We start from the raw sequence: 12,535 nt of genomic DNA, 5'->3' as shown, positions 1-12,535 counted from the left end.
ATAGCACATGTGCAAGTGGATTGGGAGGTGTCACAGTTGGAAGCTTTATCTCGCAATTTTTTCTTGTATTTATCAAAGAATCAGCCGTTGAACAAATTGGCTAATTTATATGGCATTCGAATGGTCAAAGGAAAAATCGTCGGAGGTGTGTCCTTCGATCAAGCAGTACCATTCATCCAGGAGTTGAATCGAACAGGGATGAGTGTGACAGTAGATCATCTTGGTGAATACGTGGCTGATCCGCAAACAGCTGTAGAACGAGCTGGCGAGGCAGTCGCAGCTCTGGAGATGATTAAAGCGGCGAATCTGGATGCGCAAGTATCCTTGAAATTGACGTCACTGGGACTTGATATCAGTGAAGAGCTTGTCCGTTTGAATCTTCGCCGAATCCTGACGGCTGCCGATCGTCTGGATGTGATGGTGACAATTGATATGGAGGATTCGGAACGCTGTCAAAAGACTCTGGAGTTGTTCCAAGAACTGAAAGCTGAGTTTCAAAATGTGAGTACCGTCATCCAGGCGTATCTTTATCGCAGCAGTGATGATTTGGACAGGATGCAGCATCTGCAGCCGTTCATTCGTTTAGTCAAGGGAGCGTATAAAGAACCGAAATCCGTTGCTTTCCCTGAAAAAAGGGATGTAGATGCCAACTATCGCAAGTTGATTGCTAAACAGCTGGACAGCGGCAGTTATACTGCGATTGCAACTCATGATGATCGGATGGTTTCCTTTGCTAAACATTATGCCTTGGAAAAAGGGATAGGGAAAGACAAATTTGAGTTTCAAATGCTGTATGGCATGCGGCAGCAGCTGCAGCAGGAGCTGGTCAAGCAAGGCTATAAAGTCAGGATTTACTTGCCTTATGGGGATGATTGGTATGGCTACTTCATGCGCAGACTGGCCGAGCGGCCGGCGAATATTGCATTCGCATTCAAAGGTATGACACAAAAATAAAAGAAAAGGAGCGATTGATCATGACGACACCTTATAAACATGAACCGTTCACCGATTTTACAGAGGAAAAAGAACAGCAGGCTTTCCATAAAGCGCTGGAGCAGGTACAGAAGGTGATGGGAGAATCGTACCCGCTTGTGATTGACGGTGAAAAAGTGACGACCGATGAGAAAATCGTCTCTATCAATCCAGCGAACAAAGAAGAAGTAGTCGGTGAGGTTTCCAAGGCATCCCAGGAGCATGCGGAGCGTGCTATCGAGGCAGCAGCGACAGCTTTTGAAACATGGCGTTACACGAAGCCGGAGGAACGTGCGCATATTTTGATGCGTGCAGCAGCAATTGTCCGCCGCAAAAAGCATTATTTCTCTGCGCTACTCGTGAAGGAAGCAGGCAAACCATGGAAGGAAGCGGATGCGGATACAGCAGAAGCAATTGATTTCATGGAATATTATGCACGGCAAATGATGGAGCTTGCTCCTGGTAAAGCCGTCATGTCTCGTGAAGGAGAAGCGAACCGCTACATTTACACAGCGACAGGCGTTACAGTAGTCATTTCACCTTGGAACTTCTTGTTCGCCATCATGGCTGGAACGACGGTTGCTCCATTAGTGACAGGCAACACGGTAGTTCTTAAACCGGCAAGTGCAACACCTGTCATCGCGGCGCAGTTCGTCGAAGTGCTCGAGGAAGCTGGTGTACCAAAGGGTGTCATCAACTTTGTACCAGGAAGCGGCGCTGAAGTAGGCGATTATCTGGTCGAGCATCCGAAAACAAGCATCATTACGTTCACTGGCTCCCGCGATGTCGGTACACGTATTTTCGAAAAAGCAGCCAAGGTACAGCCAGGACAGCAGCATCTGAAACGCGTCATTGCAGAGATGGGCGGGAAGGATACGATCGTTGTTGATGAGGATGCTGATATCGAGCTTGCAGCAGATGCAATCGCAGTTTCCGCTTTCGGCTTTGCCGGACAAAAATGCTCGGCTGGATCTCGTGCTGTTGTGCATGAGAAGGTATATGACGCAGTCCTTCAGCGAGTAATTGAAATCACAGAATCCCGCATCACAGCAGCACCAGAAAGTGCAGATGTGTACATGGGGCCTGTCATCGATCAAGCTTCCTTCGATAAGATTACCGAGTATATCGAAGTCGGCAAAACAGAAGGCAAGCTCGTAAGCGGCGGTTCCAGTGATGACAGCAAAGGCTTCTTCATTCAGCCGACCATTTTCTCTGAACTGTCTCCGACATCCCGCATCATGCAGGAAGAAATCTTCGGACCAGTCCTTGGCTTCTCGAAAGTATCCAGCTTCGAGGAAGCAATCGACGTCGCCAACAACACAGAGTATGGTCTCACAGGCGCAGTCATTACGAAAAACAGAGCCCACATCGAATATGCGAAAGAACGATTCCACGTCGGCAACCTGTACTTCAACCGCAACTGCACCGGAGCCATCGTAGGCTACCACCCATTCGGCGGCTTCAAAATGTCAGGAACCGACTCCAAAGCAGGAGGCCCGGATTATCTGCAGCTGCATATGTTGGCGAAGACTGTAAGTGAGATGTATTAAAACACGAAAAGCGGAGAAAGCCGTTTAGGAACGGAGAAGGAAGAGAGAAAGCCCGGAGTAAGGCGTTCTTTCCTTACGCAGGGATTTATCACTTCCGGCGTAGTTCCTGGCTTTCGCAGCTAGACAACACCGAAAAGCGGAAAAGACCGCTTAGAAAAGAAGCGGTAAGCAAGGAAGCCCGTAGTGGGCGAATTCCCCACGCAGGGATTCAACGCTTATCCTCTAGTTTCTGGTTTCTGTAGCTAGACAGCTCCTCCGCCAAGCAAAACTCGTCCAAAAACGAAGAAAAGCGTGCCATCACAGGCACGCTTTTTTATATATGAGGAGATAAAAAAAGAAGGAAGATAGAGGAGAAGCTGATTAGCCGTCTAACTCTTCTTCGTTCTCTGGTTCGCTCAATCTAGTGAGCCAGTCTCTGAACTCAGCGTCATCTTTGCAATGGATTACTTTTGGTGTCTCTTCTAATTTGTTAATCATGTTACATCTCTCCTTTTCGGTGTTTCAACCAAATTATACCCGCTGCAGGATATATTGAAACCAATTTTACAGACTCTTCATCAATCTAACAAACACTTTGTAAGGTTATCTCCGGATAATTTTTAGTGGACAGACTTTACAAGCTTTGTTTCATCATGTATGATTTAAATCGTAACAATTACGAATTATATTCGAGAGGTGTATCATGTCTAACAGAACAAACAAAATTCCCGTCATGATTTTGACAGGGTTTCTTGGAGCAGGGAAGACGACGTTATTAAATCGAATACTTCGTGATGTACGAAGCAGCAATACAGCCGTTATCATCAATGAATTCGGTGAAACAGGAATCGACGGAAGGTTTGTCGAGGAGACGAAGGAAGAGATAATTGAAATCAACAATGGCTGTATTTGCTGTAATGTTCGCGGTGATTTGATTAGAATACTCAAAGACATGCTCGTTCGTGCGCACAAGGAAGGCACCGAAATTAAGCGCGTGATCATTGAAACAACAGGATTGGCAAATCCCGCGCCTGTCATCCAGACTTTCCTGATGGATGATGTTATGCGGTATTGGTTTGAAATGGATAGTGTTTGTACAGTCGTGGACGCTTTACATACCGACAGACAGTTACATGCTCATGCTGTTGCTCGGGAGCAAATTGCTTTTGCGGATAAAGTTATCATCAATAAAAAGGACTTGGTTACAAAAGAAGAATTGGAACTTTTAACGGCACGCATTCAAAGAATGAATCCGGAGGCGGAACTTTTCTTCGCACAAAACAGTCAAGTTCCAATTTTTAAATTGCTGGATGTATTCAGCTTTTCGCTTGATCAAAAGTTGAGTGTTCGTCCAAACATGTTGGATCACCATCACCACCATCATGATGATATTCAAGCAATCGTACTGAAGGATCAGAGGCAGATCGACCCGAAACGTTTGGATAGATGGTTTTCTTATTTGGTCCAGGTAAAGGGAGAGAATTTATTCCGCTACAAAGGTATTCTCCATGTGAAAGGGCAGAACAGGCGTGTGCTGTTTCAGGGTGTTCATATGCTGTTTGCAAGTTCTGCTGACAGAGAGTGGAGGCAAGGAGAAGACAAGCAAAATGAACTTGTTTTCATAGGAAGAGAGTTGGAGGAAGAAGAACTCCGGACTGGCTTCGCTTATTGTCTTGGTGATATAGACTTTCTCACAAAGGGAGCATAAGGCTAAAAAAATTTCGTTATTTTTAAATCGTAATAATTACAATTAGGAGGAATAGAATGAACAAGAAGATTCCTGTAACGGTTCTTAGTGGCTATCTGGGTGCAGGGAAGACGACGCTGCTCAATCATATTCTACACAATCGTGAAGGCTTGAAAGTTGCAGTCATTGTCAACGACATGAGCGAAATCAATATTGATGCAGGCTTGGTGGAAAACGAGGGGACATTATCGCGAGTAGATGAACAGCTGGTTGAAATGTCCAATGGCTGTATCTGCTGCACGCTGCGCGATGACCTGTTGGTTGAAGTGGAGAAGCTGGCCAAAAATGGCAGCTTTGATTATATACTCATCGAATCGAGCGGGATTAGTGAACCAGTACCTGTGGCACAGACATTTACGTATATCGATGAGCAGTTGAACATCAACTTATCCGATTTTACGACGTTGGATACGATGGTGACGGTAGTGGATGCAAATCGCTTTTGGCATGACTTCGGCTCAGGTGAGAGTTTGCTGGATCGTCAGCAGGAGGTTGCTGAGAATGATGAACGTGAAATTGCGGATCTCTTACTCGATCAGATTGAGTTCTGTAATGTACTCATTTTGAACAAATGTGATCTTGTAGGTGAATCAGCACTGCGTGATTTGAAACACGTCATGCGTCTATTACAGCCAGAAGCAAAAATCATTGAGGCAACACACGGTAAAGTCAATCCGCGTGACATACTGTTTACCCAATCGTTTGACTTTGAGAAAGTCAGCTCTTCTGCTGGCTGGCTGAAGGAATTGGAGAATGGACCAGAGCAGCATACACCTGAAACTGAAGAATATGGCATCGGCTCGTTCACGTATGTCCGGCAGCATCCTTTTCATTCAGAACGCTTTATGCAGTTCGTAGAAACAATGCCGGAAAATATTATCCGCTCCAAAGGAATAACCTGGTGTGCGACGCGTAATCAGTATGCTTTGCTGCTATCGCAAGCTGGTCCGGCAGCGAATATCGAGCCGGTATCTTATTGGGTTGCTTCCTTGGAAGAGGAACGACAGCAGTTCATTAGACGGGAAAATCCGTCCATCAATCAAGATTGGCATCCCGACTATGGAGACAGAAAAACACAGCTTGTGTTCATCGGAACAGACTTGGATCAGCAAGCAATAACAGAGGAATTGGACAGGTGCCTGCTGACAGAATCAGAGCTTTCAGGCGATTGGTCACAGCTGCCAGATCCATTTCGCTGGAACATCCAGACTGCTCAGTAAATAGGAGGAAGTAATAATGGCAAAAAAATCAAAAATAGCAAAAGAGAAAAAAAGACAGGAACTCGTGATGAAGTATGCAGAACTGCGAAGGGAACTGAAGGAAAAGGGAGATTACGAAGCATTACAGAAGCTGCCCCGTGATTCTTCGCCGACTCGATTGAAAAACCGCTGTGAAATAACCGGACGCCCGCGCGGTTATATGCGGCAATTCGGCATGAGCCGGATTAAATTCCGCGAGTATGCTCATAAAGGGCAAGTACCTGGTGTGCGGAAAGCGAGCTGGTAAGCTGTGGATCGAAGAATACCAGTGACCGTCTTGAGCGGTTACCTTGGAGCGGGTAAGACAACGCTTCTCAATCATCTGCTTGCCAATAAGCAGCAGCTGAAAATAGGTGTGCTCGTGAATGATATGAGTGAAATTAATATTGATGCCCATTTGGTCGAGCAGGGCGGATTGAAGCGCACTGATGAGAAGCTGATCCAGCTTGAAAATGGCTGTATCTGCTGTACGCTCCGAGAAGATTTGATAATCGAAATTGACAAGCTGGCTGACTTGGACATCGACTATATCATTGTAGAATCAACAGGGATATCCGAGCCAATTCCGGTAGCGCAAAGCTTTACGTATCAAGAAGATGTACTCGGAATTGACTTGTCTGCCAAATGCCGGCTGGATACGATGGTGACGGTTGTGGATGCAGGGAGATTTTGGCATGATTATCAATCTGGAGAGTCCTTATTGGATCGGCAGCAGCAGGCAGTAGAAGAAGACGAACGAGAGATTTCTGATTTACTGCTCGACCAAATCGAATTCGCGGATGTGATTTTGCTTAATAAAGCAGATCAGCTGGATAAGGAAGAACTGCAGCGGCTATACAGCTTGATGCATACACTGAATCCAGAAGCGAATATCCATCAAACAGAGTTTGGAAAAGTAGATCCGAGTCTTGTGTTGGATACAAAGGAATTTTCATTTGAGAAAGCCAGTCAATCTGCTGGCTGGATCAAGGAATTAAACAGTGAGCATATACCAGAAACAGAGGAGTATGGAATCTCTTCTTTTGTCTATCGAAGACAACGGCCGTTCCATCCGGATCGTTGGATGAAGTGGCTGGAGAATTGGCCGAGCGATGTTGTGCGGGCGAAGGGCTTTTTCTGGCTTGCATCACGCCCGGATACAAGCGGTTTATTGTCACAGGCGGGACGGTCGCTGGCAATCAAAGCTGCGGGACCGTGGATAAGCACATATCCGCCAGATGAACAGGGAGCTCTCCGAGCCGAGGACAAAGAACTGGATGCTAGATGGCACCCCATTTATGGAGACAGAATGACGGAGCTGGTTTTTATCGGGATTGGCATGGATAAGGAAGGTATAAGCAGGAATCTGGATTCGTGTCTGCTGACAGATGAGGAAATGCAGCAGGATAGTGCTGTATTTTCTGATCCGCTGCCAGCTTTTGTATAGAAAAAACCCGCTTTCCTGCTGGAAAGCGGGTTTTTGTTAATCTAATTTGAATTGCTGAAGCTGCTCTTGTAAGGTATTGGCATCTTGCTCGAGCTTTTCTGCCAGCTCTTTCAATTGATCCATGGAATGAGTTTGGTCGGCTACAGATGCCGTAATTTCTTCTGTACCGGCTGCTGTCTGCTGACTGATTGCTGCAATTTCACCAGTATTGGTTGCCAGGGTAGCTTCTCTTTCCATCATGAGTTTCATTTCTTCCTTCGTCCGTGCAGTCAATTCCATATTATGCGCAATTGCTTGCTGGATTTGAATGAAGATTTCTTTTGTATTATTTACCGCTGCTTCTTGACCGCGGACAACGTCGCCAGTCTTCGAAGCGAAGGCTGCTGTTTCAGCCGTTTCAGTTTGAATTTCCTGCACGATGGAACCGATATCGCGAAGTGCGTATTCTGTCTGTTCTGCCAGCTTGCGCACTTCATCTGCTACAACAGCAAAGCCTTTGCCGCTTTCTCCTGCACGCGCTGCTTCAATAGCGGCATTCAGCGCCAGCAGGTTCGTCTGCCCGGCAATATCTGTGATTGTATTCACGATCCCGCTGATATTAGCGGATTTTTGCTGCAGGTTCTGTACTGCGTGTTCGATCTTGCCCGTAGCTTCGATAGCATCTTTTGATTGCTCAATCAATTGCTGCATCTGGGAACCACCGACTTTAGCGGATTCCGTCATTTCCAGTGCTTCTTCGTATACTTGCTGGTTGTGTGCATTTACTAGTTTGATATTCTCTGATAATGCTTCTGTCGCAACAGTATTACGCTCCATGATTTCAGCAAGACTTGTTGTTCCAGCAGAAATCTCTTCCATCGTTGCCGCTACTTCTGCGGAAGTCGCAGCATTCTCTTCTGCATTAGCTGCCAGTGCCTGCGATGCGGACTGGACATTTGCCGAGATAGCAGTGTTATGCTGCATCATGCCATGGATGTTCCCGATCATATTATTGAAGCTGTGAGATAGATCACCAATTTCATCGGCTGATTGGTTGTTCATTTTAACAGTCAAATCGCCATCTTCTACTTGTTTCATTTTATCACGTAGTTGTTTGATTGGCCGTACAACAGAGTTCACGACGAAGAAGGTAACAATTAATGCAATGGCTAAAACAATCAATACAGTGATGACCAGAGGAAGAATAATCCCTGACGCTAAGTCACTGAATTCATGTTTTGGAACAATGGCTGAAATTGTCCAACCTGTTCTATCATTCGTTGTAAATGCAAGTACACGATCCTGGCCTTCAAATTCGTAATTGACGACACCGCCTCGGCCCATGGTCTGCATTTTCTTCCAGAATTCTTCTTTCGTTGCATCAGTGCCTAGTTTTTCAGCATCCGGATGGGATAGGAAATGTCCTGTACCGTCGAATACCGCAGCAAATCCTGTTTCCCCAACTTTAACCTGCTCTGTCAGCTCCTTTAGACGAGAAAGCTTGAATTCGACGACAACCATCCCTTTTAACTGATTGTCATTGTCAAAGATCGGCTTTACCGCATCAACCACAGGTTCACTTGAATCGGCTGACATGTATGGATCTGTATAACCAGCGCGCTCTTCCAGCTCTAAACCAAGCTGATACCATGGCCGTGTAGTTGGATCAAAGTCATCTGGTAAATTGGCTTGCGGATAGGCTACCATGTCACCGTCAATCGGCTGGTAGAAAATGGTGCTAATATTTGGGTTGTCTTTTGTATAGCTTTCCATCGTTACAGCTAGTCGGTCCATATCATCTTCCTGCAATGATTGGGTTCTGCTGATACTTCCCAATGTAGACTCGATATTGTCGAGGAATAGATCGTAGATGCTGTTCAGCTGAACAACTGTTTGATCTTCCATTTGATTGGTTTGGTTTTCAAGCACCATGTTACGGCTGAATTCATAGCCGAAATAGGCTGTTACTACTCCTGAAATGACAAACATTGCAAGAATAGGATAAAGTATTTTGCGTAAAATCTTCCTACTAAAGAAATTACCTCTTTTTTTGTTTTCTTCCATATTTATTTTGTCCCTCTCTCTGCTTATATTACGGCTACATCTATTTATCGGTAGGTAAATAGAATTATGTAGTTTTTTAAAATATAAATAATTAAAGAGAACTAATACTCAGTTAGATTTTATCAATATTTTTGGTTTTTATAGAAAAAAAGGAAGTATCTAGGCAAAGCCCTCCTGCTGGAGTATGATAAAAGAAAATGCTTAGGGGTATGAGCTATGGAGTTATTCGATCGTGTATTATCCATCAATGACTTGGATGCTGTCATCGATTTGCTTAGCTTCGAGCTGGAACGGCCAGTGATTGTCGAGAGTGCCGATTATACATTACTTGCGTATAATTCGCATTACATCCAACATTTTGATGAAGCGAACCAGCAAACGATTTTCACAAAGAAGTGGACGCTGCCAATCTATGAAAAGTTTATTGAAGCAGGTGTCGTAAATAAGCTGAAAACATATGAGCGTCCTTTTGTAGTAGAAGCAATGCCGGAAATAGGCTTGAATACGAGAATTGTTGTAAGTGCAAAGCATGAAGGCCGTATTATGGGCTTTATCTGGATTCAGCAGATGGAGGAACCGCTCCCTGTTGAAGGGATCGACTTTTTATATGATATTTCCTTCCATATCGGCAGGCTCATTTATGACATACAGAAGTCGAAGCTGAAGCAAGAGGAAAAAGAGGATCAATTTTATCAGAATATTTTTAATAGGGTATATAAATCAGCTTCAGATTTGGAATGGGGAGCAAAGGAATTCGGTGTGAAGCTGCCGGAACATTTTGCTGTTGCGGCTGTACAGCTGACAGCAAAGGATGAAGCGCTTCTTTCTGATTTGCAGCAGGTTGCTCAAACTTCCTTGCAGCTTGAAGATAAATTGCATCATGTTCTCATACAAGAAGATATCCTGCTCATCGTATTAGGAGGAAAGCGAGCAGATGCGCCAATTGAGGCATTAGCCAAGGAAGTCATCCAGCGAATCCGTGATTATGTGAAGGATAAAGACGCAGCTGTGATGAGTGGTGTTGGAGGTATTTATCAACATCCTTTCGACTTGCTGAAAAGTGCGAATCAAGCAAAAGAGGTCATCCATGCCGGCATTCTGACCCATCGCCCTTTATCTCTTTATTACAAGGATTTACACGTGTGGCGCTATCTTCAGGCTATTGCTGACAAGAATGAGGAACTTGGCTATGAAAGCGAACATCTGAAAAAGATCCAAAAGCTCGATCCGAACGATAAGAAAGAACTCCTGAAAACCCTTGAAATGTATTTGCTTCACAACTGCAAAATCAAACCGACTGCAGCAGCACTTTTTGTCCATCCGAATACGGTGAATTACCGGATTAATCAGATCAACGAAGCGCTGGAGCTTGATTTGACGGATGTACTGCAGAGATTTCAGCTGCTGTTGGATTTGATGACTAGGGGAAAGTAGGAAAGTAAAAAACTACACTATAAGGAAGAATGCTAATGTCTTATCAGATTGATAACTTCGCTGCCGAGGAGTATAGGAAGAGTATGCGGGCAGATTGTGCCAACTGTTTTGGCTTGTGCTGTACAGCGCTTCATATTGCAGCATCCAGCGACTTTGCCATTGATAAACCTGCAGGAGTACTATGTCCTAACCTGCAATCTGATTTTCGGTGTCAGATCCATAGTGAACTAAGGGGGAAGGGGTTTAAGGGATGTACCGTATTTGATTGTTTCGGTGCGGGTCAACAAGTCTCCCAAGTCACATTCAATGGACAGGATTGGAGAGAAAGCAAGGAAACAGCCAATAAGATGTTCTCTGTATTTCCGGTGATGGTACAGCTGTACGAGATGCTGGCTTATGTTACAGAGGCAATGTCTTATCGACTGCCGCAGGACCTACATAAAAAACTTACACTTCAGCTAAAGGATTTAGAAAGCTTAACAATTCTTGATGCCGACAACTTACAGACTTTGGATATAATGGAGCTGCGCAAACCTGTGAATAAGTTACTTTCCAAGACAAGCAGTCACATCCGACATACAATAACGAATTCCATTCCTGCCAAACGGAAACTGAACTATAGAGGTGCAGATTGGATAGGGAAAAGTGCAAAAGGAAAAGACCTTAGAGCAGCTGACTTTCGAGGAGCCTATCTGATTGCAGCGGACCTGAAGGATGCCGATTTAAGGGCTGTCGATTTTATCGGAGCGGATTTGCGGGATGCAAATCTGGAAGGCGCCAATCTGTCTACTAGTATATTCTTGACACAGATGCAGATAAATTCGGCACAGGGTAATAATCAGACGCAGCTTCCTTCACACATAATCCAGCCCTCTCATTGGGCTTCTTAAAAAGAGAGGATTTTAAGTTAAAGATAATATGCTATTTTGTCTGAAGGCTAATTTAAAAATAGAAAAACGGCTCATCATCAGATGAGCCGTTTTTCATTGGAAGTCATTCGACAATGCAAGTTTGTGATAATAATGGAATTGTTCGATTTGCTGTGCTTCCCATAAGAATTGTGAATAATCGCGGGCATAGCTGCGCATCAAGTAGAACAGACCGTTTTCCTTAAAATAAGTGATCGCTGAATCGTACACATAATCCATTGTGTCACGCTCCACATATTTCGCCCAAAGAATAGCGAACTGCCAGCGATATTCCAGGTTTCCCTTTTCTTCGCATACACGCATGCCGATTTTGTAATAGGTCTCCGCTTGATCGGCTTTTCCTAAAATGTAAAGGGAACGAGTCAGCGTGAATAGTGCCTGTATGTACAAGGGATGTTCCGAGTGCGTAACAGCCTGCAGCAGATACGGGATGCCTTTCTCATCTGCATTTTGTTTGTGGTACATGAGACCGATGTTAAATCCGCATGCAACAACCATATCTTCCTGTCCGAGTTTTTCGGCAATGGAGAGGGCTTCGAGGAGATTGCTTTCTGCCTTATCGAATTCCCGCAGATCGATTTGATTCAGTCCTTGGAGGGATTTGCAATTTGCAACCTTCAGTTCATATTGCGGATATGCCGAATAGATAGCTATTGCCTTTTCCAAATGAAAACTGGACAAGGCATTGATGTCTAAATAATAGAATTGCATCGCCTTGTTATAATGCAAGCCGGCATGCTCTTCTTCATCCTCAACTGCGTGCATATATAACTCTGCTTTTTCCAATAAATCGATAGCTGTAAAGTATTCTTTTCTGCTATACTTCACGATTGCCAAAAAACTATAGTAGAAAAAAGACTGATAATCGTTCAACTCATCCGGGTTCAACCGCTGCAGTTTTTCCTCGCAAAGATCCGTATCGCCTTTCAGAAAATCAAACCGTGCATCGAGCAGCAAAAAACGATCCCATAGTTCGTCCGCGAATTCACCTTCATGCAAAGCTGTATATGCTTCTTCGCGCAGTTTAGCCGACAAAGTCCGGTCGCGTGTTTTGATTGTTTTATGCCATGTGTGTAGATGGGTGATAAATTGTTCCGTGCTTTCAATAACAGCCATATACCAATACTCCTATTAGTCATAATATGCTGGACGGTTAAGGGGGTGGTGTTAATAGACTGCGATTATAAGAAAACTAC

10 protein-coding genes are annotated in these 12,535 nt (G+C 44.5%); 8 read left to right on the top strand and 2 right to left on the bottom strand.

Annotation, left to right across the window (positions count from 1 at the left end; all coding sequences use genetic code 11):
- Window positions 1-36 precede the first annotated feature (36 nt).
- The 6 genes from CHH91_RS14885 to CHH91_RS14860 all read left to right on the top strand — a co-directional run bounded on the left by CHH91_RS14885 (window position 37) and on the right by CHH91_RS14860 (window position 6,933).
- Window positions 37-954 carry a proline dehydrogenase family protein gene (locus CHH91_RS14885; protein ID WP_095224238.1) on the top strand — a complete coding sequence of 306 codons (918 nt, stop codon included), beginning with the start codon at window positions 37-39 and terminating at the stop codon, window positions 952-954.
- Between the two features lie 20 nt (window positions 955-974).
- Complete coding sequence (pruA, locus tag CHH91_RS14880; RefSeq protein WP_095224237.1) at window positions 975-2,522, top strand: L-glutamate gamma-semialdehyde dehydrogenase; 1,548 nt, start codon at window positions 975-977, stop codon at window positions 2,520-2,522.
- A gap of 682 nt (window positions 2,523-3,204) precedes the next feature.
- Window positions 3,205-4,209 carry a CobW family GTP-binding protein gene (locus CHH91_RS14875; RefSeq protein WP_095224236.1) on the top strand — a complete coding sequence of 335 codons (1,005 nt, stop codon included), beginning with the start codon at window positions 3,205-3,207 and terminating at the stop codon, window positions 4,207-4,209.
- Between the two features lie 56 nt (window positions 4,210-4,265).
- Window positions 4,266-5,468, top strand: a complete 1,203-nt coding sequence (locus tag CHH91_RS14870; protein WP_095224235.1) for a GTP-binding protein — start codon at window positions 4,266-4,268, stop codon at window positions 5,466-5,468.
- A gap of 16 nt (window positions 5,469-5,484) precedes the next feature.
- Entirely contained in the window at window positions 5,485-5,754 is a 270-nt protein-coding gene (gene rpsN, locus CHH91_RS14865; RefSeq protein WP_095224234.1) for a 30S ribosomal protein S14, read from the top strand.
- A 3-nt stretch (window positions 5,755-5,757) separates the two neighbouring features.
- Window positions 5,758-6,933, top strand: coding sequence for a GTP-binding protein (locus CHH91_RS14860; RefSeq protein ID WP_095224233.1), 1,176 nt, complete (start codon window positions 5,758-5,760; stop codon window positions 6,931-6,933).
- Between the two features lie 36 nt (window positions 6,934-6,969).
- On the opposite strand, the gene CHH91_RS14855 is transcribed toward CHH91_RS14860, so the two are convergent.
- A complete protein-coding gene (locus tag CHH91_RS14855; protein WP_095224232.1) occupies window positions 6,970-8,976 on the bottom strand; it encodes a methyl-accepting chemotaxis protein in 2,007 nt (668 codons plus the stop codon).
- Window positions 8,977-9,192: 216 nt separating this feature from the next.
- Between CHH91_RS14855 and CHH91_RS14850 the strand changes: the two genes are divergently transcribed.
- Both CHH91_RS14850 and CHH91_RS14845 read left to right on the top strand, forming a co-directional pair.
- Window positions 9,193-10,410 carry a PucR family transcriptional regulator gene (locus tag CHH91_RS14850; RefSeq protein ID WP_095224231.1) on the top strand — a complete coding sequence of 406 codons (1,218 nt, stop codon included), beginning with the start codon at window positions 9,193-9,195 and terminating at the stop codon, window positions 10,408-10,410.
- A gap of 35 nt (window positions 10,411-10,445) precedes the next feature.
- Window positions 10,446-11,300, top strand: coding sequence for a pentapeptide repeat-containing protein (locus CHH91_RS14845; RefSeq protein ID WP_176465806.1), 855 nt, complete (start codon window positions 10,446-10,448; stop codon window positions 11,298-11,300).
- Between the two features lie 93 nt (window positions 11,301-11,393).
- Here CHH91_RS14845 and CHH91_RS14840 read toward each other — a convergent pair whose 3' ends face one another.
- Window positions 11,394-12,455: a hypothetical protein gene (locus CHH91_RS14840; protein ID WP_095224229.1), complete on the bottom strand. Its 1,062-nt coding sequence runs from the start codon at window positions 12,453-12,455 to the stop codon at window positions 11,394-11,396.
- Window positions 12,456-12,535 lie beyond the last annotated feature (80 nt).

It is taken from the genome of Virgibacillus sp. 7505 (assembly GCF_002272135.1).
In the GTDB taxonomy this organism is placed as follows: domain Bacteria; phylum Bacillota; class Bacilli; order Bacillales; family Amphibacillaceae; genus Terribacillus.
Note: the sequence above shows the minus strand (reverse complement) of the source record. Positions and strands in the feature narration are given on the sequence as shown.

Excerpts from the sequence above, each read along its gene's own strand:
- rpsN (WP_095224234.1), top strand. The coding sequence starts at position 5,485 with ATGGCAAAAAAATCAAAAATAGCAAAAGAGAAAAAAAGACAGGAACTC.
- CHH91_RS14850 (WP_095224231.1), top strand. The coding sequence starts at position 9,193 with ATGGAGTTATTCGATCGTGTATTATCCATCAATGACTTGGATGCTGTC.
- pruA (WP_095224237.1), top strand. The coding sequence starts at position 975 with ATGACGACACCTTATAAACATGAACCGTTCACCGATTTTACAGAGGAA.
- CHH91_RS14870 (WP_095224235.1), top strand. The coding sequence starts at position 4,266 with ATGAACAAGAAGATTCCTGTAACGGTTCTTAGTGGCTATCTGGGTGCA.
- CHH91_RS14855 (WP_095224232.1), bottom strand. The coding sequence starts at position 8,976 with ATGGAAGAAAACAAAAAAAGAGGTAATTTCTTTAGTAGGAAGATTTTA.
- CHH91_RS14845 (WP_176465806.1), top strand. The coding sequence starts at position 10,446 with ATGTCTTATCAGATTGATAACTTCGCTGCCGAGGAGTATAGGAAGAGT.
- CHH91_RS14840 (WP_095224229.1), bottom strand. The coding sequence starts at position 12,455 with ATGGCTGTTATTGAAAGCACGGAACAATTTATCACCCATCTACACACA.
- CHH91_RS14875 (WP_095224236.1), top strand. The coding sequence starts at position 3,205 with ATGTCTAACAGAACAAACAAAATTCCCGTCATGATTTTGACAGGGTTT.